At 72.6% G+C, this 24,335-nt stretch carries 21 protein-coding genes; 8 read left to right on the top strand and 13 right to left on the bottom strand.

The window, feature by feature from the left end; all coding sequences use genetic code 11:
• Positions 1-78: 78 nt before the first annotated feature.
• A complete protein-coding gene (locus tag AOM06_RS04915; RefSeq protein ID WP_062303537.1) occupies positions 79-885 on the bottom strand; it encodes an inositol monophosphatase family protein in 807 nt (268 codons plus the stop codon).
• Between the two features lie 99 nt (positions 886-984).
• Between AOM06_RS04915 and sepH the strand changes: the two genes are divergently transcribed.
• Positions 985-2,046 (top strand): septation protein SepH, encoded by a 1,062-nt coding sequence (gene sepH, locus AOM06_RS04920; protein WP_062303540.1) that lies wholly within the window; start codon positions 985-987, stop codon positions 2,044-2,046.
• A gap of 254 nt (positions 2,047-2,300) precedes the next feature.
• Here sepH and AOM06_RS04925 read toward each other — a convergent pair whose 3' ends face one another.
• Positions 2,301-3,473, bottom strand: coding sequence for an alkaline phosphatase family protein (locus tag AOM06_RS04925; RefSeq protein WP_062303543.1), 1,173 nt, complete (start codon positions 3,471-3,473; stop codon positions 2,301-2,303).
• Complete coding sequence (locus AOM06_RS04930) at positions 3,470-4,036, bottom strand: DUF5998 family protein (RefSeq protein ID WP_082105323.1); 567 nt, start codon at positions 4,034-4,036, stop codon at positions 3,470-3,472. Before AOM06_RS04930 ends, AOM06_RS04925 begins: the two co-directional genes overlap by 4 nt.
• Before the next feature lie 148 nt (positions 4,037-4,184).
• On the opposite strand from AOM06_RS04930, the gene AOM06_RS04935 reads away from it, so the two are divergent.
• Together AOM06_RS04935 and AOM06_RS04940 are read left to right on the top strand one after the other, a co-directional pair.
• Positions 4,185-6,632, top strand: coding sequence for a DNA gyrase/topoisomerase IV subunit A (locus tag AOM06_RS04935; RefSeq protein ID WP_062303547.1), 2,448 nt, complete (start codon positions 4,185-4,187; stop codon positions 6,630-6,632).
• Positions 6,629-7,042: a GNAT family N-acetyltransferase gene (locus AOM06_RS04940; RefSeq protein WP_062303551.1), complete on the top strand. Its 414-nt coding sequence runs from the start codon at positions 6,629-6,631 to the stop codon at positions 7,040-7,042. The genes AOM06_RS04935 and AOM06_RS04940 overlap by 4 nt, the downstream gene beginning before the upstream one ends.
• A gap of 21 nt (positions 7,043-7,063) precedes the next feature.
• Here the strand turns inward: AOM06_RS04940 and AOM06_RS04945 are convergent, their stop codons facing one another.
• The 4 genes from AOM06_RS04945 to AOM06_RS04960 form a co-directional block, all read right to left on the bottom strand.
• Positions 7,064-7,894, bottom strand: coding sequence for a hypothetical protein (locus tag AOM06_RS04945; protein ID WP_062303554.1), 831 nt, complete (start codon positions 7,892-7,894; stop codon positions 7,064-7,066).
• Positions 7,887-9,173, bottom strand: a complete 1,287-nt coding sequence (locus AOM06_RS04950) for a threonine/serine exporter family protein (protein WP_062303556.1) — start codon at positions 9,171-9,173, stop codon at positions 7,887-7,889. Before AOM06_RS04950 ends, AOM06_RS04945 begins: the two co-directional genes overlap by 8 nt.
• Positions 9,174-9,238: 65 nt before the next feature.
• On the bottom strand, positions 9,239-9,688 hold the full coding sequence (locus tag AOM06_RS04955; protein WP_062303559.1) for a hypothetical protein: 450 nt from the start codon (positions 9,686-9,688) through the stop codon (positions 9,239-9,241).
• Entirely contained in the window at positions 9,685-11,790 is a 2,106-nt protein-coding gene (locus AOM06_RS04960) for a DNA gyrase/topoisomerase IV subunit B (RefSeq protein WP_062303562.1), read from the bottom strand. Before AOM06_RS04960 ends, AOM06_RS04955 begins: the two co-directional genes overlap by 4 nt.
• A 98-nt stretch (positions 11,791-11,888) precedes the next feature.
• On the opposite strand from AOM06_RS04960, the gene AOM06_RS04965 reads away from it, so the two are divergent.
• Positions 11,889-12,746: a TspO-related membrane protein gene (locus AOM06_RS04965; protein ID WP_062303565.1), complete on the top strand. Its 858-nt coding sequence runs from the start codon at positions 11,889-11,891 to the stop codon at positions 12,744-12,746.
• Between the two features lie 6 nt (positions 12,747-12,752).
• Here AOM06_RS04965 and AOM06_RS04970 read toward each other — a convergent pair whose 3' ends face one another.
• On the bottom strand, positions 12,753-13,223 hold the full coding sequence (locus tag AOM06_RS04970) for a GNAT family N-acetyltransferase (RefSeq protein WP_062303568.1): 471 nt from the start codon (positions 13,221-13,223) through the stop codon (positions 12,753-12,755).
• A 1-nt stretch (position 13,224) separates the two neighbouring features.
• Positions 13,225-13,578, bottom strand: coding sequence for a hypothetical protein (locus tag AOM06_RS04975; protein WP_062303571.1), 354 nt, complete (start codon positions 13,576-13,578; stop codon positions 13,225-13,227).
• A 128-nt stretch (positions 13,579-13,706) separates the two neighbouring features.
• Between AOM06_RS04975 and AOM06_RS04980 the strand changes: the two genes are divergently transcribed.
• A complete protein-coding gene (locus AOM06_RS04980) occupies positions 13,707-15,182 on the top strand; it encodes an alanine/glycine:cation symporter family protein (protein ID WP_062303574.1) in 1,476 nt (491 codons plus the stop codon).
• Positions 15,183-15,248: 66 nt separating this feature from the next.
• On the opposite strand, the gene AOM06_RS15055 is transcribed toward AOM06_RS04980, so the two are convergent.
• Positions 15,249-16,679, bottom strand: coding sequence for an RNA polymerase sigma factor (locus AOM06_RS15055; RefSeq protein WP_082105324.1), 1,431 nt, complete (start codon positions 16,677-16,679; stop codon positions 15,249-15,251).
• Positions 16,680-16,824: 145 nt separating this feature from the next.
• Positions 16,825-17,814 carry a DUF4192 family protein gene (locus tag AOM06_RS04990; RefSeq protein WP_062303577.1) on the bottom strand — a complete coding sequence of 330 codons (990 nt, stop codon included), beginning with the start codon at positions 17,812-17,814 and terminating at the stop codon, positions 16,825-16,827.
• A 118-nt stretch (positions 17,815-17,932) separates the two neighbouring features.
• Between AOM06_RS04990 and AOM06_RS04995 the strand changes: the two genes are divergently transcribed.
• A complete protein-coding gene (locus AOM06_RS04995; RefSeq protein ID WP_169747719.1) occupies positions 17,933-18,988 on the top strand; it encodes a polyprenyl synthetase family protein in 1,056 nt (351 codons plus the stop codon).
• A 38-nt stretch (positions 18,989-19,026) separates the two neighbouring features.
• Here the strand turns inward: AOM06_RS04995 and AOM06_RS05000 are convergent, their stop codons facing one another.
• Positions 19,027-19,374, bottom strand: coding sequence for an Rv2175c family DNA-binding protein (locus AOM06_RS05000; protein WP_062303583.1), 348 nt, complete (start codon positions 19,372-19,374; stop codon positions 19,027-19,029).
• 113 nt (positions 19,375-19,487) lie between these two features.
• Between AOM06_RS05000 and AOM06_RS05005 the strand changes: the two genes are divergently transcribed.
• Both AOM06_RS05005 and pknB read left to right on the top strand, forming a co-directional pair.
• Entirely contained in the window at positions 19,488-20,819 is a 1,332-nt protein-coding gene (locus AOM06_RS05005) for a lytic transglycosylase domain-containing protein (RefSeq protein ID WP_062303591.1), read from the top strand.
• 86 nt (positions 20,820-20,905) lie between these two features.
• Positions 20,906-22,864 carry a Stk1 family PASTA domain-containing Ser/Thr kinase gene (gene pknB / locus AOM06_RS05010; protein ID WP_082105351.1) on the top strand — a complete coding sequence of 653 codons (1,959 nt, stop codon included), beginning with the start codon at positions 20,906-20,908 and terminating at the stop codon, positions 22,862-22,864.
• Positions 22,865-22,948: 84 nt separating this feature from the next.
• On the opposite strand, the gene AOM06_RS05015 is transcribed toward pknB, so the two are convergent.
• Positions 22,949-24,331 (bottom strand): class II 3-deoxy-7-phosphoheptulonate synthase, encoded by a 1,383-nt coding sequence (locus tag AOM06_RS05015; RefSeq protein ID WP_062303597.1) that lies wholly within the window; start codon positions 24,329-24,331, stop codon positions 22,949-22,951.
• Positions 24,332-24,335 lie beyond the last annotated feature (4 nt).

Genomic DNA, 24,335 nt, shown 5'->3' on the forward strand with positions numbered 1-24,335 from the left:
AGGACCTTTTGTTCCCGCGCGGCTGACGCATTCTGCACCATCCCGGAGAAGATTGCGACCTGTAGCGCGTGCCGCGCCTCAGAACGGCCGGATGCCCGCCGCGACGAGCGCATCGCGCAGCTCCTCCCATGCGGCCGGCATCGCCGCGATCACCAGCGACTCGTCCGGGGGCCCGCCGTCGACGGACCCCACGCGCACGCCGGCCTCGGACGCGATGAGCGCCGCCGCGGCGAAGTCCCACGGGTGCAGGCCCTGCTCGTAGTAAGCGTCCACCAGGCCGGCGGCGACGTTGCACAGGTCGACCGACGCGGAGCCGAGCCGGCGGATGTCCCTCACCTGGGGCAGCAGCCGCGCGACGAGCGCACCCTGCTGGGCGCGCCGCTCGGCGATGTACTGGAAGCCCGTCGCGACGAGCGTGCGGTCGAGCGGCGGCGCATCGTCCCGATGCAGGCGCTGCCCGTCGCGCCAGGCGCCCTCGCCGCGCGCCGCCGTCCACAGCACCCCCGACCCGTCGCGCACCGCTCCCGCCTCGACGGTCCAGCGACGCGGGTCGGGGTCCCCGCTGACCGCCGCCACGGACACGGAGTAGTGCGGGATCCCGTAGAGGTAGTTGACGGTGCCGTCGATGGGATCGAGCACCCACGTGATGCCGGACGTGCCCACCACGTCCTCGCCCTCCTCGCCCAGGATCCCGTCGTCCGGGCGGAGCACCGCGAGACGCTCCCGCAGGAGGCGCTCGGCGGCGAGGTCCATCTGGGTGACGATGTCGACCGAGGAGGACTTGGTGTCCGCGACGCGGGCGGAACCGCGTCCCGTCACGATGAGCCGGCCCACCTCCTCCGCGAGGGCCGAGGCGACGTCGAGCAGCGCGGAGGGAGTCGTCATGCGCTCATCGTAGGAGGCGGCCTCGAGGGCGATACCGACAATCGGGCCGATCCGGGGTGTCGCGGCGGCAGGGGCGCGAGCGCGTGGCACCCTGATGCCATGACTCGCCTCTCGCTCGTGGGCCCCTCCGAGGATGGCCTCCACCTCGTGGTGGAGACCGAGTCCGGCGACCGCTTCGAGCTCCCCCTTTCCGATGAGCTGCGCCACGCCGTGCGCTACACGCGGCCGGCGAGCACCGCGGCCGCGGCCCGCGCGGACGAGCCGGACGGCCCGACCATGACGCCCCGCGAGATCCAGCAGCGCATCCGTGCGGGCCTCAGCGCCGCCGAGCTCTCGGAGCTCACCGGCGCCTCGCTGTCCTCGATCGAGAAGTACGAGGGCCCGGTCGCCGCCGAGCGCCGGTACATCGCGGATCTCGCTCGCGAGACCCGCATCGGGCGCGACCCGAGCGCCCCGCAGCTGGGAGACCTCGTGACGGACCGCCTGGCGGCGCGCGGGGTGGACCCGGAGTCGGTGACGTGGGACGCCTGGCGCGAGGTCGACGAGCCCTGGCGCGTCGCGGCCGACTACCGCGTGTCCGGTCGAGGCGTGCGCGCGCTGTGGACGTTCGACCACTCGGCACGCACGCTGACCGCCGAGGACGAGGAGGCGCGCTGGCTCTCGGAGACCGAGCTGCTCGACGTGCCGATCCCCCGCCGCCACCTGAGCGCGGTGCGCGACGGCGAGGCCGACGCCGCACGTCCGCTCCAGGCCACGCGCCCGCCCGCCCCCACCGAGCCCGTCCCGCTCGTCGAGGAGCCCGACGCAGGCGCGGAGGCGGAGGCCCCGGCGCCCGTGCGTGCGCCCGAGCCGACCCAGACCGAGCTGCTGCTCGACGACCTCGACCTGCGCCGCGGCACGCGCGAGAGCGTCCCCGAGCCCGAGGAGGACGACGAGGACGAGGACGATGCGTTCGAGGGCTTCGGTCCCGCGCAGCGGGCCCGCCAGGCCGACACCGGCTTCGCCCACCCGGCGGCGCGGAAGAGCGCTCCTGAGCCCGAGCCCGCCCCGGCGCCCGCGAAGCCCGAGGAGCCGGCGGACCGCCGCTCCTCGAAGCGCGGCCGCGCGTCGGTGCCGAGCTGGGACGAGATCGTCTTCGGCGCCAAGAACGACCAGGGCTGAGCGACGCTCCCCTGCCGCCCGCCATCTTGAAAGTGGTAGGTGAGAGTCGGTTCTGCGACGTTTCGCCCTCACCGTGGTGGATGGTTGCCGGTCCGGACGGCGCGCACGACCGTTGAACCGCCGGTCACGCCGTCACCGGTGGGCACAGCGTCGGCAAGGGACCGCGACAACAGGCCACCACTGCGGCGCCGCGACCTTGCGAGACCGACCACCAGGTACCACTTTCGCGATGCGGCGTGGGTGGGCTGCCGGGCTCAGCCGTCGTAGGCGACGAGCAGCGGGATCTCGAGCTCCTCGCGCGTGAGGGAGCCGTGGACGCCGACGAGCGCGATCGCCTCGGGCGTCTGGGTACGGGAGTCGACCACCGTCGCGCGGCCCGCCATCGCCACCACCACGTCGCCGATCCGGTCCTCGACGTGGTCCGCGACCACCGGGCCGAACAGCCCCAGCGCCACCGCCTCGGATCGCAGCAGCACCGCGGCATCCGCCCCGAGCACGCCGCGCCAGCGCTCCGCGACCGCGGGCGCGACCGCCGCATCGTCCGTATGGAGGTGCAGCATGCGCGGCTCCCCCGCCACGAGCCGGACGTCGCGCGCGAGCGAGGGCTCCGCGGCGATGTCCCAGCGCGGCGCTCCCGGGACGTCGACCATCCCGTGGTCGGCGGTGACGACGATCGCGGCGTGGCGCGGGAGCCGCGCGCGCAGGCGCCGCAGCTCCTGGTCCACGTCCTCGAGCGCCGCCGTCCACGCCTCCGACTGCCAGCCATGCTTGTGGCCCATGCGGTCGATATCGCCCCAGTAGAGGTACGTGAGGCCCGGCGTGCGGGCCCGCCTGATGGCCTCGTCCACGCGCTCGGCCAGCCGCGCGCGACCGACGAACTCACCGCCCGACAGCGCCGCGCGCGTGAGCCCCGATCCCGCGAACTTGGCCTTGCCGAGGGTCGAGACCGCGAGGCCGCCCTCATGGGCCGTGCGCAGCAGGGACGGCTCGCGCTGCCAGCGCTCGGGATCGTCGGCGCCGTCCCATGACACGAGGTTCGCGGCGGCGCCGGTACGCGGGTTGTGCGCGGTGTATCCGGTCATCCCCGTGGCGCCCGACGCGCGGCCCGTGCCGAACAGCGCCAGCGAGGTCGCCGTGGTGGTCGGGAAGCCCGCCGTGATGACGGCGGACTCGGTGGTCCGCAGGAAGGGCGCGTGGCCCTTGCGCGCGTCGAGCTGGCGGTGGCCGAGCCCGTCGATGAGCACCACCACCACGTGCTCGGCACGCGGGATCCCCAGGCGGACCCTGTCGGCCTCGGCGTCCCGGGCCGCGACCGCATCGGCCGCGCCGACCGCCGCGAGGGCGCCCGGGAGGACCGCACCGAGCTCGAGGCCTCCGTAGTCGGGGACGGACAGCCCCGCGGCGGCCAGCCGTTCCCCGGGGGTCACCCCCGCGCCCCGATCGCCCCCTGGAGCACGGACGCGAAGTCCTGGAGCGCGCGGATCGAGGGCTCGCCGTCCGCGATGAGGCTCACACGCACCAGGATGTCGTCGGACGTGAGCGTGCCGGTGTAGCCGTGGTCGGCCTCGCAGCTCTGGTCGCCGCAGCTCGCCGGCTCGAGGTCGAGCCGCGAGTGGACGGACCCGCCGACCGCGAGCACGAGCTCGCTCGGGAGGTCTCCCTCCTTGAAGTGCTCGGGCTCGTGCACCACGTGGGTCATCGCGGTGTTGCGGATCGCGGTGAGCGCGGTGGCCTCGACCGTCGCGGAGGCCTCGTGGCCGCCCTCGGAGCCGTGCCCCGCGCCGTCGTCCATGTGGACCCGCAGCAGCCGCGTCGCCGTGATGACCAGCACGGTCATGTGGCGACGCACCTCGCGGTCGTCGAAGGTCGTCTCGGCGTGGACGAAGTGCCCGAGCACCGTCTCGGCGCCGATCGCGGAACGGAGGACGGAGGTCGCCAGCGCCGGGTAGTAGCCCGCGATGCGTACGGCCTGGTCGAGGGTCTGTGACATGGCCGCTATTGTCTCACCTTCGGGGGCGGCCGGCCGCGATCCCTGCGGACGATGCGCAGGCCCGCCCCGCGAGCCTGTGCGCGCGTGTCCGACGGACGCGAGACAATACGGGCTGGCCCTGACCGACCGAGCAGATCCGAGGTGACTGATGAGCGACGCGCCCGACGCGCAGATCGTCGACATCGACGTGAGCGCCGAGATGGAGGCGTCGTTCCTCGAGTACGCCTACTCGGTGATCTACTCGCGCGCCCTTCCCGACGCCCGTGACGGGCTCAAGCCCGTCCAGCGACGCATCGTCTACATGATGCAGGACATGGGGCTCCGGCCCGAGCGCGCCTATGTGAAGTCGGCCCGCGTGGTCGGCGAGGTCATGGGAAAGCTCCACCCGCACGGTGACAGCGCGATCTACGACGCGCTGGTGCGCATGGCGCAGTCCTGGTCGCTGCGGCTGCCGCTGGTCGACGGTCACGGCAACTTCGGCTCGCTCGACGACGGCCCCGCCGCGTCGCGCTACACCGAGTGCCGCCTCGCGCCCGCCTCGATGGTGATGACGGAGAACCTCGACGAGGACGTCGTCGACTTCGTCCCCAACTACGACAACAAGCTCACCCAGCCCGCCGTGCTGCCCTCGGCCGTCCCGAACCTCCTGGTCAACGGCGCCGCGGGCATCGCGGTCGGCATGGCGACCAACATGGCGCCGCACAACCTCATCGAGGTCGTCTCCGCCGCCCGCCACCTGCTGGCCCACCCCGGTGCGTCGCTCGAGGAGCTCATGCGCTTCGTGCCCGGGCCCGACCTCCCGGGCGGCGGCAAGATCGTGGGCCTCGAGGGCGTCAAGGAGGCCTACGAGTCCGGCCGCGGCAAGTTCCTCACCCGCGCGACCACCCGCATCGAGAAGGTCACCGCACGCCGCCAGGGCATCATCGTGACCGAGCTGCCGTACATGGTCGGACCCGAGAAGGTGATCGAGAAGATCAAGGACGCGGTCTCGGCGAAGAAGCTCGACGGCATCGCCGCGGTCACCGACCTCACCGACCGCCACCACGGCCTGCGCCTGGTGATCGAGATCAAGAACGGCTTCAACCCCGAGGCCGTGCTCGAGAAGCTCTACAAGGTCACGCCGCTCGAGGAGTCCTTCTCGATCAACAACGTCGCGCTCGTCGACGGCGAGCCCCGCACGCTGGGCCTCAAGGAGCTGCTGCGCGTGTGGGTCGACCACCGCCTCGAGGTGGTCCGTCGCCGCAGCGCGTTCCGCCTCAAGGCGCGCCAGGACCGGCTGCACCTGGTCGACGGCCTGCTCATCGCCATCCTCGACATCGACGAGGTCATCCAGATCATCCGCGCCGCGGACGATGCGTCGGTCGCGCGGGAGCGCCTGCGCACCGCCTTCGACCTGTCGGAGATCCAGGCCGAGTACATCCTCGAGCTGCGCCTGCGCCGCCTCACCAAGTTCTCGCGCCTCGAGCTCGAGAACGAGAAGTCCCAGCTGCTCGCGGAGATCGCCGAGCTCCAGGAGATCCTGGGCTCCGACGTGGTGCTCCGCGACGTGGTCGGGCGCGAGATGGAGGCCGCCGCCACGCAGTACGGCACCGCGCGCCGCACCATCCTGCTGGCCAACGGAGGTGCCGTGTCGTCGGCCGCGTCCGTCGGCGCGGCCGGGGCGCGCACCGGCGCCAAGGCGCCCGCGCTGTCCCTCGAGATCGAGGACACCCCCTGCTACGCGATGCTGTCCACCACGGGCCTCATCGCGCGCACCGCCGAGGACGAGGAGCCGGCTCGCGAGGGTCGCCGCTCGCCTCACGATGCGCTGCGCAGCGTGGTGCACGCCTCGGCCCGCGCGGACGTGGGCATCGCGACCAACCGCGGCCGCGTCGTGCGCGTGTCGCTCCTCGAGGTGCCGGCCCTGGCGCCGACCACCGAGCCGCCGTCGCTGGGCGGCGGCACCCCCGTGGCCGAGCTCGTGGAGCTGGACAAGGGCGAGGAGGTGGTGGGGCTGGTGCCCCTCGACGGGACCACGCCGCTCGCGCTCGGCACGCTCCAGGGCGTGGTCAAGCGCGTCAAGGCCGACGACATCCCGAACAAGGACGAGTGGGAGGTCATCTCCCTCGCCGACGGCGACGTCGTGGTCGGCGCGGGCGCCGCCGCGGACGGAGACGACCTCATCTTCGTCGCGAGCGACGCGAGCATGCTCCACTTCGACGCGAAGAACGTGCGCCCGCAGGGACGCGCCGGTGGCGGCATGGCCGGCATCAAGCTCGCCGCGGGTGCGCGCGTGCTGTTCTTCGGCATCGTCCGGGCGGGTACCGAGGGCGCCGTGGCGACCATCGCGGGACCGTCCGACGGCCTCCCGGGCGTCGCCGCCGGCTCGGCCAAGTGGACCCCGCTCGAGGAGTTCCCGGCCAAGGGCCGCGCGACCGGAGGCGTCCGCGCCCACCGGTTCCTCAAGGGCGAGGACACGCTCCTGCTCGCCTGGGTCGGTCCCACTCCCCCGCGCGCCTCGACGTCCGCCGGTCAGCCGGTGGACCTCCCCGAGGAGCCGGGCAGGCGCGACGGGTCCGGCACCGCGATGCCGACGCCCGTCGGCGGGATCGGGTGACGCTCGAGTATCGGACCGATGCGCCCGTCACCGCGGCGCAGTACGTGGACGCGCTCGACCGGTCGACGCTAGGCGAGCGGCGACCCACGGATGATCTCGCGGTGTTCGAGCGGGCGCTCGCGGCCTCGAACCTGCTGGTGACGGCGTGGGACGGGACGCTGCTCGTGGGCTTCGCGCGCGCTCTGACGGACTTCGAGCTCATGTGCTACCTCCAGGACCTCGGGGTCGACGCCGGGTACCAGCGCCGCGGCATCGGGCTCGAGCTGCAGCGGCTCATGCGCGCGCAGCTCGGGCCTCACTGCAAGGTGCGCCTGTCGGCCGCACCCGCGGCGGCGGACTACTACCCCGGCATCGGCTACCGGCGCCACGACCGCTCGTGGGAGCTGCTGCCCGGGGATCCGCTGGGCTGACGCCTGTCCCGGCGCACGTGCTCAGGTGAGCGGCGCCTCGGCGGCCCCCACGCTCGAGCGGAGCCTTACGGAGTCGCCGACCAGCAGCACGTCGCCCCGGAAGAACCGCAGCAGCCACAGCACCGCGTCGACGTTCGCGTCGCGCTGGAGCCGTGCGGGCGCGCCGGGCTCCGCCCGTGACGAGCGGCGGCCGATCACGTCGAGCACCGAGTGGACCGCGAGCGTGTACTGGCCGCGCAGCACCGTCTCGAGCGGGTTCGCGACCTTGCGGTAGCGCACCTTGACGCCGCGGCGCCCGGCCTCGACGTCCGCGAGGTGACCCACCTCTGCGGTGCGCCGCACGTAGAGCCCCTTCTTGGGAAGGATGCGCGCGACGGCGACGCCCCGGCGCATCGCGATCTCGGCCGCGAAGGCGAGCCCGTAGCCCGACGCCTCCCCGGTGTTGGAGAACACCGCGACGTCGCCCGCGACCTCGTGGTCGCGCATCACCAGCACGGCGACCGTGGGGTGACCGGCCTCGGCTGCGTCGATGGCGCCGTTGACCGCGAGGTGGAGGAACCGGCGCCGACGCGGCGGCGGCGGGACCGCGAGCAGCACGCAGCCGAGCTCGGCGGCCCGCGACACGGCCTCGCGCACATCGCCCCGCACCAGCCCGCCGTCGACGACCTCGAGGTCGGGCGCGACATCGTGGAAGCGCTCCGTGGCGTCGAACAGGGCGTCGGTGGTGAGCAGGACCAGCCGGGACGCCGCACCGGCGAGCCGGGCGGCCGCGCGCGGGCTCAGCCGGTGCGCGTCCAGGACCGCGATGCTGCGCGTGGTCTCGAGGACCTCCGCGGTCTCCGCCTCACCCACGGTCGAACGCCCACTGGCGATCGGTGAAGAGCTTCGCGATCACGAGGCCGACCATGATCGACAGCACCACGAGCACCACCTGGAGGATCGCGCCGATCGTCGCCGTGTAGTCGCCCTCGTTGAGGCTCACCACCGACTGGAAGGCGAGCACCCCGGGGATCATCACGAGCACCGCGGGGACCTGGAGCGTGATGATCGGCGACGGCGTCCGCGGCGCAGCCGCGGCGACCAGCACGCCGACCAGCACGCACGCGAGGACGGTGGCCATCTGGATCATCACGCCGTGGTCCGCCATGTACAGGCGCGCGGTGTTGGACACCATGCCGATGAGCGCGGCCGAGACCGCCATGCGCAGGGGCGAGTTGAACATGAGCGCGAAGCCCAGCACGCCCACGAAGCTCGCGGCGGCCATCATCGCGTAGTGGGGGAAGGCATCGAGCGCGATGGGCTCGCGCGTGCTCGCGTCGAGCGCCCCGATGAGCGTGAGGCCCCATACCGACAGCGCGGCGCCGACGATCATCATCGTGGCGAACACCAGGCGGGATATTCCGGCGGAGAAGTCGAGCTTGGCCATGTCGAGCGCGGCCGTGATGAGCGGGAAGCCGGGCAGCAGGAACAGCGTGCATGCGATGTACCCCGACGCGTGGACGTCGACGCCGAGCCCGAACGCGCCGTAGAGGGCGACGGACGCGAGGTACAGGCCGCATGCGAGGGCCGCGGCGACCAGCGTGGTCCCGAAGGGGTTGAAGCCACGATGCGCGAGGGCGCGGCGCAGGAACTGACCCGCCGTCGCGGCGACGAGCACCGCGATCACCTCGAGCGGTCGCGCGTTGTTGAGGACCCCGAACGCCGCGCACGCGGCGCCCGCGGAGAGCGCGTTCGCCGCGGCCGGGTAGAGCGCCGGCTTGGCCTCGATCCGGTCGAGCTCGGCGTGGACCTCGTCGACCGTGATGCGCTCGGGCAAACCCGAGCGGAAGTCGTCCAGCAGCTTGATGCGCTCCGCGTTGACGCCGAACTTGCGCACCTCGGTGACCTCGGTGCGGAAGATCGCCCCGCGATGGGTGGTCGCCGTGATCTCCGTCAACGTGACCGCGGCCGTGTGCCTGTCGACGCCGAGCGCGTGCGCGACGGCCGCCATCGCCTCCTTGACGCGGTAGCTCGCGGTCCCGGCCGCGAGCATCATGCGACCCATCCGGAGGATCGCGCCCGACTGCCCGATCAGCCCGACGGGCTCGAGCGAATGCTCGGGATCCCGGTGCTCAGCGGCTGGTTCTGCCATGTCACCCCTCGTATCGATGCGGCGGCGAGGCCGCGTGGTTCTCCGGGGACTTCATTGTGGCAGTCTCAGCGAGGCACGCCCACGCGCTTGTGCCAGTCGCGGATGCGCCAGAGCCGCGTGCGGAGCAGCACCGCCTCGGCCCGCGACACCGCGAGGATCGCGGCGGCCGCGCCGAGCGCGATGCCCGTGAACCCTCCGACCGGGACCTCGGCGACCGCGGCGATCACGAGCGCCGTGGTCGCGCCCATGCCCGCCAGGGCCGTGAGCGGACGGCCCGAGGACGCGCGCTCGCGCACCCAGAGCTCGTCGAGGAGGTCGAGCTCGCGCTCGGCCTCCATGAGCTCCTCCTCGAGCAGCGCGCAGCGGCGCGGGACACCGAGCACCGAGGCGTCACGGAACACCCGGTGCTTGCCCACCGGGTTGACGCGTGGCGTGAGGTGGTAGCCGTACGGGTGCACGGGGCACGCCGGCGCGCCCTCATGCGCCTCGGCGGCGCGCCCGGGAAGGCCGCTCATGCGTCGATCCTCGAGTGGTCGAGCGAGGCCGCGCCCGCGATGATGAAGTCGCGCCGCGGCGCCACGTCGTTGCCCATGAGGAGCTCGAACACGCGCTCCGCGGCCGCCGCATCGGCGCTCGTGACGCGGCGCAGCGTGCGCTTGGTCGGGTCCATCGTGGTCTCCGCGAGCTGGTCGGCGTCCATCTCACCGAGTCCCTTGTACCGCTGGATGTCGTCCTTGTACCGGCGGCCGGCGCGCTTGAGGTCGCGCAGCGTCTCCGCGAGCTCCTTCTCGGAGTACGTGTAGACGTACTCCTTCTCGCGACGGGCCGATCCCGACACCTCGATGCGGTGCAGCGGCGGGACCGCGGCGAACACGCGACCCGCGTCGACGAGCGGGCGCATGTACCGGAAGAACAGCGTGAGCAGCAGCGTCCGGATGTGGGCGCCGTCGACGTCCGCGTCCGTCATGAGGATGATCTTCCCGTAGCGCGCTGCATCGAGGTCGAAGGTGCGGCCGGAGCCCGCGCCCACCACCTGGATGATCGACGCGCACTCGGCGTTGTGCAGCATGTCCGTCACGGACGCCTTCTGCACGTTGAGGATCTTGCCGCGGATGGGCAGCAGCGCCTGGAAGTCGGAACGGCGGGCCAGCTTGGCCGTGCCGAGCGCCGAGTCGCCCTCGACGATGAACAGCTCGGACTGCTCGACGTCGTTCGAGCGGCAGTCCGCGAGCTTCGCGGGCAGCGACGAGGTCTCGAGCGCGTTCTTGCGCCGCGAGATCTCCTTCTGCTTGCGGGCGGCGACACGCGCGCGCATCTCCGCGACCACCTTCTCCAGCACCGTGTTGGCCTGAGCCTTCGTGTCGCGCTTCGAGGAGGTGAGGATGGCGGTGAGCTCCTGCTCGACCACCTTGGCGACGATGCCGCGCACGGGTCCCGTGCCGAGCACCTCCTTGGTCTGGCCCTCGAACTGGGGCTCCGGGATCCGGACCGTCACCACGGCGGTGAGGCCCGCCATGATGTCGTCCTTCTCGATGCGCTCGGCGCCGTCCTTGCCCGTGAGCTTGAGGCGACGCGCATTCGCGGTGATCTGCGCTCGCAGCACCTTGACGATGCCCTGCTCGAAGCCGGCCAGGTGGGTGCCGCCCTTGGGCGTCGAGATGATGTTGACGAACGATCGGGCCTCGGACTCGTAGCCGGTGCCCCAGCGCAGCGCGATGTCGACCGCGCACTCGCGCTCGACCTCCTCGGACACCAGGTGACCGTTGGGCTTGAGCACGGGCACGGTCTCCTTGTACGTCCCGTGGCCCGTGAGCTCCCAGGTGTCGGTGACCGCGGTATCGGTCGCGATGAAGTCCACGAAGTCCTTCGCGCCGCCCTCGTAGCGGAAGGTCTCCTCGCTCACGTTGGCCGCGTCGCGCTCGTCGCGCACCACGAGCGCGAGGCCGGGCACCAGGAAGGCCGTCTGCCGCGCACGCACCAGGAGGTCGTCGTAGCTGAAGGTGGCGCCCTTGTTGAAGATCTGCCGGTCCGCCCAGTAGCGGATGCGCGTGCCGGTGCGCGCCTTCGCGACCTTGCCGACGATCGCGAGCTCGGACCCCGTGACGAACGGCACGAACTCGGCGTCCGGCACCGGGCCGGAGGCGGGGTCCTGGAAGTAGCCGGGCTCGCCGCGGCGGAACCCCATGTGGTGCGTCTTCCCGCCGCGGTCCACCCATACGTCCAGGCGCTCCGACAGCGCGTTCACCACCGAGGCGCCGACGCCGTGGAGGCCGCCGGAGGCCGCGTACGAGCCGCCGCCGAACTTGCCGCCCGCATGGAGCTTGGTCATGACGACCTCGACGCCCGTGAGGCCCGTCTTGGGCTCGACGTCGACCGGGATGCCGCGACCGAGGTCTCGGACCTCGACCGAGTCGTCCGGGTGCAGCACGATCTCGATACGGTCGCCGAAGCCGCCGAGGGCCTCGTCGACCGAGTTGTCGATGATCTCCCACAGGCAGTGCATGAGGCCACGAGAGTCCGTGGTGCCGATGTACATGCCGGGTCGCTTGCGCACCGCCTCGAGGCCCTCGAGGACGGACAGATGCCTAGCGGAGTAGTCGTTCGCCACGGCGGACATCTTAGTTGGGGCGACGGACGACCGGGCGCAGCCGCACCGTCGGACGTGCGGATCGTATGCAGATATGGGAGCGTGATGCCTGGCAGGATGGGGGCACGATGACGGTGGACACGCAATGGCGCATCTCTCCGGGCGACCTGGCCGCGCGCGGGCTGGTGGCCGTCGCCACCGTGCTCGCGCTCGTCGGAGCCGCCTGGGCGACGGGCTCGTTCGGCGGGACCCCGCTCGACGAGGTCGTCGACGGCGCGCTCGCGCCCGGCGCGACGCTGCTCTCGCCCGCCGCATCGTCCGCGGGCATCCGCGGCGTCATCGGCATCGCGCTCGCGGCGTTCGCGATCGCGCAGGCGGTCCCGATGCCCGGTTCTCGCGCACGCGTGCGTGCCGCCTCGCTCCCCATGCTCCTCGCGATGCTCCTCACCTTTGCGTGGGGGTTCGCGGTGCAGCACGAGGCGCTCGCCGCGTCCATCGTGATCGACGCCGGCATCCTCGCGTGCCTTGGCTGGGCCGCCGCGATGCTCGTGCGCTCGCCCGCCGCGTCGATCCTCGAGGCGGCCGCGATCGACCTGCCCGTCGGGCTGTACCTCGGGTGGGGCGCCGCCGCGACCGTCTCGCATGTGACGGCCCTCGGCGCCTGGTGGCTCGGCACCCCGCCGGACGCCGGCGTCGCCGCCGCGGTCGGGGTGCTCATCGGCACCGGCTTCCTGGGCATCGCGATCGCACGGGACCTCTCCCCCGCGCCCGTGCTCGCGTGGGCGATGACGGTGGGATTCGTGTGGGTGCTCGCGTGGATCGCCGACGGCCGCCTGCACGGCGCTCCTCGCGACGCGATCGCCGGGTGGACGGCGCTGATCGCCGGCGGCGCCGTGGTGCTCACCACGGCGGTCGCGACGGTGGCGGCCGGCATCCGCACGCAGCGGCGTGCGCGGCGCCTGCGCGGGGACGTCGCCGACGGCTAGCGCAAGCTAGCGCCGGGGCCTGAGCCGCTGCGACGTCATCGCGACGTTGTCATGCTTGATGAAGAATCCGAGGTCCTGGTACAGGTGCAGGCCGGCGGGGCTGGCGTGCAGCTCGACCACCTCGATGCCGCGCCGGTCGGTCTCGGCCAGCAGGGCCTCCATGATGGCCCGCGCGTAGCCCTTCCGCTGGTGCTGCGGCGCGGTCGAGACCCACTGGATGTAGCCCATCTGGTGCGCCTGCGCGCCGGGGCGTGCCAAGCGGTGGGCGATGTTGACCAGCCCGCACGCCGCGAGGCCGCCCTCGGGAGCGTCGATCACCATGCCGAACAGGTCCGCGCCCAGGCGCTCGCGCACGGTGCGCGTCGACTCGACGGCCCACGTCGGCGTGGGCTTGGCGCCTACCGCCTTGTACATGAGCGCGCCCAGGTGGACGATCTCCGCGGCGTCCTGCTGCGTGGCGGGACGGACCTCCGTCACCTCAGCGCCACGCGACGGCGACGACGATGTTGACCAGCGTGAGGCCGCCGATCAGCCAGAACGGCACCACGGGGTTCTCGCGCTTGCGAGTCGCCTCCGCGAGGCCCGCGATCGCGAGCGCGATGAGGAGCTTGACGGCGATCTTCACATGGTCGGGCTCGAAGCCCGTCTCGTCGGCGCGCGCGTACGCCACGCCGGTGAGGGCGAGGCCGGTCAGGATCTGGGCGCGGGCGCCCCACACCATCACCGTGGTGATGCGCTTGACCTGCTCCTTGAGCTGTTCCATGAACGGCCCGAGGATCGCGGCAAGACCGACGAAGTGGAGCACGAGCAGGGCGTAGCGCAGGGCGGTCACGGGCTTCTCCTCGGATGGGGTGGGCGAACGGGACGATGCTATCGCCCGCCGGCGGCTGAGAGCACCGCCGCGCACGCGCTGCTCGCCACCGGGCGCGAATCCCGGCAGCGACCTAGCCTAGGAGGCCTATGAGCGACGTCGAGGCGTGGATCGTCACCTCCAGCGACACCTTGTGGACCTGGATCGTGCTTCCGCTCGTCGGGGTGCTCGGCATCTCCTTCACCCTGCGCTCCGGCGCCGTGCAGCTGAGGATGCTCCCCCAGATGATCCGGGGCCTCACCGACCGCACGCCGACGGACGAGGCGGGGCACGCGCAGTCGCTGTCCGCGTTCCAGGCCTTCACCGTGTCCGCGGCCTCCCGCGTGGGCATCGGGAACATCGCCGGGGTCGGCACCGCGATCGCGGTCGGCGGGCCGGGAGCGATCGCCTGGATGTGGCTCATGGCGATCTTCGGCTCGGCCACCGGCTTCGTCGAGGCCACGCTCGCCCAGCTCTACAAGCATCGCGACGCGACGGGCTTCCGGGGCGGGCCGGCGTACTACATCCAGCGGGGCCTCGGGCAGCGATGGCTCGGCTTCGTGCTCGCGATCGTGCTCATCGTCGCCGCGCCCTTCGCGGTCAACATGCTGCAGTCGTTCACCATCGTGGAGACGGTCACCTCGAGCGTGAGCGGTGGGGCGCCAGGCTGGGTCGGGCCCTCGGTCGCATGCCTGGTCGCCATCGCGACGGCGGCCGTGGTGCTGGGCGGCACGCACCGCATCGCGCTCGTCACGGAGACGCTGGTGCCGGCGATGGCCGTCCTCTACCTGGTGCTCGGGGTGGTGATCGTCGCGCTCCACGTCGACGCGGTCGGGCCGGTTCTCGCCGCGATCCTCCACGACGCGGTCTCGGGCCAGGCGGTGGCGGGCGGCGCGATCGGCACGGTGATCCTCACGGGCGTGCAACGCGGCATGTTCTCGAACGAGGCCGGGTTCGGCACCGCGCCCAACGCGGCGGCGAGCGCCGCGACGACGCACCCGGTGAAGCAAGGGCTGGTGCAGACCCTCGGCGTCTACTTCGACACCTTCTTCGTGTGCTCGATCACGGCGTTCATCATCCTCGTGACGCGCCCCGACCTCTCCGAGGCGGAGCCGGGCATCGCCCTCACGCACGATGCGATCGTGGGCTCGCTCGGCAGCTGGGCGGGCGCGCTGCTCTCGGTCATCGTCTTCATGCTCGCCTTCAGCACCATCCTGGGGCTGTACTTCTACGGCGAGGCGAACGTCGAGTTCATGACGCGACGCGCATGGGCCCTCTGGCTGTACCGCGTGCTCGTCGTGGCGGCGGTGCTCATCGGCGGCGTCGTCTCCGCGTCGGTGGTGTGGTCCCTCGCGGATCTGCTGCTCGGGGTGCTCGCGGTGGTCAACCTCCTCGCCCTCGCGCCGCTCTCTCGCCATGCGTTCGCGCTGCTCAGGGACTTCTCCGCGCAGCGGCGCGGCGGCCGGGACCCCGTCTTCACGCGCGACCGGCTGCCTGGCCTCCGCGGAGTCGAGGTCTGGGAGGACGAGCGCAGCGTCACGGGCCTGCCGCCCGCGGACGATGCGCAGGCCCCTCCCGTGCGCTGAGGCGCCCTCCCCCGCTCGGGGAAGGGCGCCTCAGAGCTACCGTGCCGGACGCTCGGCTCAGGAGTATCAGTCCAGGTAGTCGCGCAGGACCTGCGAGCGCGACGGGTGGCGAAGCTTCGACATCGTCTTGGACTCGATCTGGCGGATGCGCTCGCGGGTCACGCCGAAGACCCGGCCGATCTCGTCGAGCGTCTTGGGCTGGCCGTCCGTGAGACCGAAGCGCATGCCGACCACGCCGGCCTCGCGCTCGCTGAGCGTGTCCATCACCTTGCTCAGCTCCTCCTGAAGGAGCGTGAAGCCGACGGCGTCGGCGGGGACCACGGCCTCGGAGTCCTCGATGAGGTCGCCGAACTCGGAGTCGCCGTCCTCACCCAGCGGGGTGTGGAGCGAGATGGGCTCACGGCCGTACTTCTGGACCTCGACGACCTTCTCGGGCGTCATGTCGAGCTCCTTGGCGAGCTCCTCGGGCGTGGGCTCGCGGCCCAGGTCCTGGAGCATCTGGCGCTGGACGCGCGCGAGCTTGTTGATGACCTCGACCATGTGGACGGGGATGCGGATGGTGCGCGCCTGGTCGGCCATCGCGCGGGTGATGGCCTGACGGATCCACCACGTCGCGTAGGTCGAGAACTTGTAGCCCTTGGTGTAGTCGAACTTCTCGACCGCGCGGATCAGACCGAGGTTGCCCTCCTGGATGAGGTCCAGGAACAGCATGCCGCGGCCGGTGTAGCGCTTGGCAAGCGACACGACGAGGCGCAGGTTCGCCTCGAGCAGGTGGTTCTTGGCGTGACGGCCGTCGTTCGCGATCCACTCGAGCTCGCGGCGGAGCTTCGGGGCGAGCTTCTCGCCCGAGCCGAGCTTCTCCTCGGCGAACAGACCGGCCTCGATCCGCTTGGCGAGGTCGACCTCCTGCTCCGCGTTGAGGAGCGCGACCTTTCCGATCTGCTTGAGGTAGTCCTTGACCGGGTCGGCCGTGGCGCCCGCGGTCATGACCTGCTGGACCGGCGCGTCGTCGTCCCCCGCGCCGAGCACGAAGCCGCGGCTCTCGGTCTCGTCCTCCTTGCCGGCAGGCTTCGACTCGTCCTCCGCGGCATCCTCGCCCGCCTCGACGACCTCGTCGCCGGGCTCGACCTCCTCGAGGTCCGTGGGCTCGGCGTCGTCGACGTCCTCAGCGGCCTTCGCGCCCTTGGCGGTCTTCGGGGCCGCCTTGGCGGTGCGCTTGGGTGCGGCCTTGCGCTTCGGAGCCTCGACGGTGTCGGTGGTCTCCTCGGTGGCCTCCGGCTCGGCCTTCGCCGCGCGCTTGCGCGCGGTCGCGGTCGAAGCGCCGGGGGACTTGGATGCGGCTGACGTAGTCGTGGCCTTCTCCTTCTCGGTAGAGCTGCCGCGGGCGGGCAGCGAAGCGTCGGACGATGCGCGGGATGCGTCGGAGCGGGTTATCCGGGCGCTCGGCTTGCCGGCCCCGGATGCGCCGTCGGCGCGACTGTGCAGCTGTGGCGACACGGCTTCCCTCTCGACCTGTCACGGAGTGGATGGTGAGGCCCCGCTGATCGCCTCGCGCAAATCCATTAGATTGTAACGCCCACGTCAAGCGGTTGGTTCCCGCCGCGCCGGGTCCGTCGGCGCATGCCTCCGCCGACGTGGTCCGTCACAGCCCCCGCCGCTCGGCATCGATGAGGGCGAGCACGAGGAGCGCTAGACGATACTCCCGATCATGCTCGAGCGCGATCGCGCACCACGCGCGTGCGACGCTCGCGGACTCGCACCACCACGCGATCACGGCCAGGGTGCCCGCGGCGGGCGCGCAGAGGCGCGCCGGCGCATGCTCGAGGACCGTGACCAGCAGGCTCCGGGCCCTGTCGACGAGCTCCGGCCGCGGTGGGGACGACGGGACGAGCCCGCTCCCCAGCGCCCGCGCGACGGCGTCCGAGTCGCGGCCCGCGAGGGCGTCGCGCACCGCGTCGTCCGCGTCCGGGACCAGCATCAGGAGGACGGCGTCCCGCACGCGGACGTCGGCGAGCGAGGCCGCGAGGGCACCCATCGCGGCGGGACCCGTCGGCGCATCGTCCAGAGCGGTTCGCCAGCGCTCCGCGGACGTCCGCCGCCATGCGCCGCGGTCCCCCGCCGCCCTGGCCTCCCAGCGGCGCGCGGCACGCGCGGCGAGGCGCCGCTGAGCTGCCGGCGCGCGCGACGGCCCGGGGTCCCTACGCACGCGGACCTCGCCCGCCGCTGCGCGCGCGGCCCCGGGAACCGGCCTGCCGCCGGGCGGGCAGCACCACGGGTCCTCGCACCCCGGGCTGAAGTAACGGCCGTCGAGCACGACCCACGCCTCGACCGAAGCCACCCTCTCCTCCAGAGCGCGCACGGCGAGGTCGATCGCCGCGAGCGCGAGGTCCGCGTCCTCGGTGTACGCGAGCACCACCGCCCGGCGGGCGCCTTCGCGCATCGCATGGACCGCCAGCGCATGCGCGACCTCCTCGCCGTCCTCCCCGAGCAGATCGCGTTCGTCCCACCTCAGGAGCGCGCCGAGCTCGCCGCGTTCACGGATGAGCACCGCGACCAGCGACTCCGCGGGATCGAAGCCGATGAGGGAGGGGACGAGCGAGGCGAGCTCGCCGGGACCGGTGATCGTCGTCATGGGACGAGCGTGCGGGGGCGCGCGGACGGGCCGCGCGCCACTCCGCGCGGACGTGGACTGGGCCTTCGCGCGCGAGGGCTGGGGACATCGCGGCCGTCCGCGCCCCTACCCTGATGCCATGCACGCGACACCCACGGACGCCCGCGCCGTCATCGCCGACCGCACCGCCGAGCTGCTCGCGTGGGCCGCGGCGGCCATGGCACCCGGGCTGGAGGCGGCGCACGAGCTCGCCGCGCAGCTCGCCGCGTCCTCGGCCGGCGGCAAGGCCTTCCGCGGCCGGCTCCTGCTCGCGGCCTTCGAGGCCGCGGAAGGCGGCGACCGCCTGCCCGCGGAGCAGCTGGCGGGTGCGCTCGAGCTGTTCCAGACGGCCGCGCTGCTCCACGACGACGTGCTCGACGGCTCGGACACCCGGCGCGGCCGCCCCGCCGCGCACCGCGCGTTCGAGGCGCTTCATCGCGCGGCCGGCTGGCCGGGCGACGCCGCCGCCTACGGCCGCGCGGGCGCGATCCTCGCGGGCGACGTCGCGCTGGTGGCGGCGATGCGAGGCGCCGCGGTCGCCGCACGCCGTGCCGGCGACACCGTCGCGGACCTGTTCGACGAGATGGCGGCCCTGGTGACCGCCGGCCAGCATCTCGACATGCGAGTCGCGGCCGCGCCGTGGACCGACCTCGACTCGCTCGAGCACGACATCCGCGCGGTGATGCGCGCCAAGACGGCCTCGTACACGGCAGAGTTCCCCCTCGCGCTCGGTGCGGCCGCGGCAGGCGCGTCCCCCGCGACCGTGAACGCGCTGCGCACGGCGGGCCTGCCGTTGGGCGTCGCGTTCCAGCTGCGTGACGATGTGCTCGGGCTCACGGGAAGCCCCGAGACCACGGGCAAGCCCGTGGGCGACGATCTGCGCGAGGGCAAGCGGACGCTGCTCGTCTGGCACGCCCTTGCTCATGGCGACCCCGCGGAGCGCAAGGCCGTCCACGCGGTGCTGGGCGATCCCGCCGCGACCGCGGAGGCCACGTCCGCGGCGATCGCGGCGATCGAGTCGTCGGGCGCGCTCGCCGCCGCCGAGCGTGAGATCGCGGCGCAGGCCGGCCACGCCCGCGAGGCGCTGAACGCGGCGCTCGACCGCCCCGGTCCGGTCCTCGCGCTCGTCGACGCCGCGGTGGATCGCACCGCCTGAGCCGGCGGCGGGCCTCTCCGGGCCCGCTCAGCGCCGCTCTACAGGAGCGACTGCGCGATGCGGCGCACGTGCGCGCGCCGCCCCTCGCGGAGCGCGTCGAGGGGAGCCATGCCGAGCTCGGGCTCGTCGGCCATGAGCCACTCCGCCGCCTCCGCATCGTCCATGCCGGCGTCCCGCAGGAGCGTGAGGGTGCCACGCAGCGTCGCGAGTACCTCCGGACCGCGCTCGCCGTCGACGATCACGCCCGCGGGCACCTGGAGCGTCTGCCGCTCCCCACGGCGCACCGCGAGGAGCTCGCCCTCGCGGAGCATCTCGCGCACCTTGCTCGGGGTGGTCCCCAGGCGGTCGGCGAAGTCGGGCACGGTAAGCCAGGCGGCGTCAGTCATGGCTCCAGGGTACTGACACCTGCGGCACGCCTTGCGGCGCGAGCGACCTCGGGGTTACCGTCACTTTTGTCACATCTGTCACATCGGCACCATCACTCACACTGGAGGCACGCATGGCAGCGACGTCACCCCTCGCGCAGACCCGCCCCGCAGCGACCACCGCCGCTCTCGCGACGGTCGTCGGTCTCGCATCGGCCTCCCCCGCGCTGGCGGACGAGCAGCACCGCGTCCAGCCCGGCGACACTGTCTCGGCCCTCGCGGACCGCTACGGCAGCACGATCCCCGCGATCGTCGCCGCGAACGACCTCGACACGCGCGCGACCATCTACGTGGGCACCACCGTCACGGTGCCGAACGGAAGCACCACCGCGGCGCGCTCGAGCGTGACGAGCCTCTCGGCGACGTACACGGTCAAGGCGGGCGACACCCTCTCGGAGATCGCGCACCGCCACGGCACCACGGTCGCGACGCTCGCCCGCGACAACCGCCTCGCGAACGCCTCGCTCATCTTCCCCGGCCAGCGCCTCACCATCGGCGGCGGCGGGCAGGCGCAGCAGTCCCCCGCACGCGCCGCCACGACCTCCACCCGGTCGAGCACCAGCTACACGGTCAAGGCCGGCGACACCCTCTCGGAGATCGCGCACCGCCACGGCACCACGGTCGCGTCCCTCGCGAAGGCGAACACCCTCGCGAACGCCTCGCTCATCACGATCGGCCAGCGCCTCACCATCCCCGGCACGTCCGCCACACCCGCGCGCTCCACCGCCACGAGCACGCGCAGCGCTCCGCGAGCGACGACGCCGACCTACTACACGGTCAAGGCGGGCGACACGCTCGCGGCCATCGCCCAGCGCCACGGCACCACGGTCGCGACGCTCGCGCGGCAGAACTCGCTCGCGAACGCCTCTCTCATCCGGATCGGCCAGCGCCTGGCCGTGCCCGGCGACGCCACCGAGCCGCTCGTCGGCTCGACCTTCGCCGGCCGCACCTACGCCAGCGAGGTGGTGCGGGCCGCGAACCAGAACAAGGCGGTGCTGCTGAGCCGCACCGTCCCCTCACGCGAGAAGATGCAGGACATCATCGTCGCGACCGCGCGGCAGCACGGCGTCGACCCGGCGCTCGCGCAGGCGATCTCCTACCAGGAGTCGGGCTTCGACATGCGCGCGGTGTCGCCCGCGAACGCCGTGGGCGTGATGCAGGTGATCCCGACCTCGGGCGAGTGGGCGTCGGACATGGCCGGGCGTCGCCTCGACCTGCTCGACCCGCGCGACAACGTGCTCGCCGGCGTGCTGATCCTGCGCGCGCTCGACCGCACGTTCACGAGCGTCGACGATGCGATCGCGGGCTACTACCAGGGCGCCGCCGCGGTCATCGACCACGGCTACCACTACGACACCGTCGGCTACGTCGCGAGCGTCAAGGCGCTCATGTCCCGCTTCCGCTGACCCGGTGCGCGGTGCGAGCGCGACCCGCGGGACGCGCCGCGCACGCACCGCCGGAGCCGCCCTGCGTCCCGCCTAGAATGGACCCCGTGTCCAGCACCCTCACCGATCCCCTGCTCGGCCGCGTGATCGACGGCCGGTACGAGGTGCGCGAGCGCATCGCCGCCGGGGGGATGGCGACCGTCTACCTCGCATTCGACCGGAGGCTCGAGCGCGACATCGCGCTCAAGGTCATGCACCGCCACCTCGAGGTCGACCCGAACTCCCGCGAGTTCGTCGCGCGGTTCCGTCGCGAGGCCAAGGCCGCCGCACGCCTCACCCACCCCGGCGTGGTGCGCGTGTACGACCAGGGCATCGACCAGGACATCTCGTACCTCACGATGGAGTACGTCGACGGCGAGAACCTGCGCGAGGTCCTCGCGCACGAGGCGACGCTGCCGCTCGGCGTGGCCCTGTCCACGGTCGAGCACGTGCTCGACGCGCTCGGCTCGGCGCACCGCCAGGGCCTGGTCCACCAGGACGTCAAGCCCGAGAACGTCCTCATCGACTCCGAGGGACGTCCGCGCGTCGCCGACTTCGGCCTCGCGCGGGCCGTCACCGAGGTGACGTCGAGCACCTCCGGCACCATCCTCGGCACGGTCGCCTACCTGGGGCCCGAGCTGATCTCCAACGGCGTCTCCGACGCCCGGACCGACGTCTACGCCGCGGGCGTGCTCCTGTACGAGCTCATCACGGGGCGACAGCCCCACACCGGCACCACCGCGATCCAGGTCGCGACCAAGCACGTCCACGACGACGTGCCCGCGCCCTCGAGCGTGGTCGCGTGGCTGCCGACCGAGATCGACGACCTCATCGCGGCGCTGACCGCGCGCGACCCCGACCAGCGCCCGCAGGACGCGGGCGCGGCGCTCCAGCTGGTGCGGCGCACCCACGGCCTGCTCGACGAGCCGACTCTCGACCGCCGCGCGGACCCGCCCTCGGGCGCCACGCCGGTGGTGAGGGACGACGACGCGACGGCGGTGCTCACCACCGCCTCGCCGGGCAGCACCGTGGCGCTCCCCATCGGCCTGGGCCACCCGTTCCCTGCCGTCGGCACGGACCTCGCGGCGCTGCCAGACGACGACCCCGAGGCCCGCGAGCCCAAGCGCACCGAGCGGCGCGCCGGCTGGTGGATCGCGGCCGTCATGGTCGCGCTCCTGGTCCTCGGCGGCGGGGGCCTGTGGTGGTACAACTCGATCGGCCCGGGCGCCTACACCACGGTCCCGTCCGTGGTGAGCGAGACCGAGGACGATGCGACCGCGATCATCCGCGGCGCCGGCCTCACCCCCTCGGTCGAGCATGCCTTCGATGACGACGTCCCCGAGGGCATCGTGATCTCGGCGACGCCTGCGGCGCAGGAACGGGTGCTCAACAACGCGATCGTCACCATCACCGTGTCGGACGGCCCCCGCATGACCACGGTGCCCAAGCTCGTGGGCGAGCAGCAGGACGATGCCGAGGCGCGTCTCGAGGAGCTCGGCCTGCCGCTCGGCGAGGTCGAGGGCAAGAGCTCCGACACCGTCCCCGAGGGCGAGGTCATGTCGATCTCCCCCGCCGCGGGCGAGTCGGTGCGGCACGACACCCCGGTGGACCTGGTCGTCTCGAGCGGCCCCGCGCCCATCGAGTTCCCGGACGTCGCGGACATGACCGAGGCGGACGCGGTCGCGCTGCTCGAGGACGAGTACGCCCTGGACGTCACGGTCGACCACGCGCGCACGGAGGATGCGGACAAGGGCATCGTCTTCGCCCAGTCGCCCGCGGCCGGCGACGCCGGGCACCGCCTCGACTCCATCACCATCACGGTCTCCGACGGCCCGCCGCTTGTCACGGTCGACGACTACGTCGGCATGGAGGTCGACGCCGCCGAGAGCGCCGCCCGGGCGGCCGGCCTCGACGTCCAGCTCTACGCGTTCTGGCCGTGGAGCTCGAAGGGATCGATCGTCGACCAGTCGCTCATCCCGGGCAACCAGGTCGAGCGCGGCACGACCATCACGTTCAAGTACAACTGACGCGGCGCATCGTCCGACGAAGAAGGCCCCGCCCGGGATCACCGGGACGGGGCCTTCTCCGTCTGCGTCTGGTCAATGCGCGGGTTACGCGAGCTCCTCGACCGGATGCGGCTGGAGCGCGTTGTGCCGGGCCAGCAGGTCCGACACGAGGAACGCGAGCTCGAGCGACTGCTGGTGGTTGAGGCGCGGGTCCACCTTGGTCTCGTAGCGGCGGGCCAGGCCCTCGTCGTCGATCTTCTCGGTGCCGCCCATCACCTCGGTGACGTCGTCACCCGTGAGCTCCACGTGGAGGCCGCCCGGGACGGTGCCCAGCGCCTCGTGCACCTCGAAGAAGCCCGTGACCTCATCGAGGATCGTGTCGAACTTGCGCGTCTTGTAGCCCGAGTCCGACGTGAACGTGTTGCCGTGCATCGGGTCGGTGAGCCACGTCACCGTCACTCCCGAGTCGCGCACGCCCTCGACGATGGCGGGGAGCGCATCGCGCACCTTGTCGGCGCCCATGCGGGCCACGAACGTGAGGCGACCCGGGATGTTCTCCGGGTTGAGACGCTCCGCGAGCTCGACCGCATCGGCCGACGTGGCCGTCGGTCCCAGCTTCACCGCGAGGGGGTTGTGCACCTTCGACAGGAACTCGACGTGCGCGCCGTCGAGCTGGCGCGTGCGCTCCCCGATCCACAGGAAGTGGGCCGAGCAGTCGTAGGCGAGACCCGAGCGCGAGTCGATGCGCGTGAGCGCACGCTCGTAGTCGAGCAGCAGGGCCTCGTGGCTCGAGAAGAGCTCGACCGTCTTGAGCGCCTCGAAGTCGCCGCCCGCCGCGCCCATGAAGCGCACCGCGCGGTCGATCTCCTGCGACAGCTGCTCGTACTTGGCGTACGCAGGGTTCGCCGCGAAGCCCTTGTTCCACTGGTGCACGCGGCGCAGGTCGGCGAAGCCGCCCTGCGTGAAGGCGCGGATCAGGTTGAGCGTCGACGCGGACACGTGGTACGCGTCGACCAGCCGATCCGGGTTCGGGATCCGCTCCTCCTCGGTGAAGCCCGAGGAGTTGACGATGTCGCCCCGGTACACGGGCAGCGTCACGCCGTCACGGGTCTCCGTGTCCGACGAGCGCGGCTTCGCGTACTGGCCCGCCATGCGGCCGATCTTCACGACGGGCGTCGAGGCGCCGTACGTGAGGATCACGGCCATCTGGAGGATGGTCTTGATCTTGTTGCGGATGCGGTCGGCCGTGGCCTCCGCGAAGATCTCGGCGCAGTCGCCGCCCTGGAGGACAAAGGCCTCGCCGCGCGACGCGGCGGCCAGCTGCTCTCGCAGCCGGTCCGCCTCGCCCGCGAACACCAGAGGGGGGACCTGCGTGAGACGGTCGGTCGCGCGTCGCAGCGCAGCGGCATCGGGCCACTGCGGCTGCTGCCTCGCCTCCTTCGAGAGGTACGAGTCGACGCCCGCCGCCGCCAGGGCAGCCTCTGTCATGTGA

The sequence above is a fragment of the Demequina subtropica genome (assembly GCF_000971235.1).
Classification (GTDB): Bacteria; Actinomycetota; Actinomycetes; order Actinomycetales; family Demequinaceae; genus Demequina; species Demequina subtropica.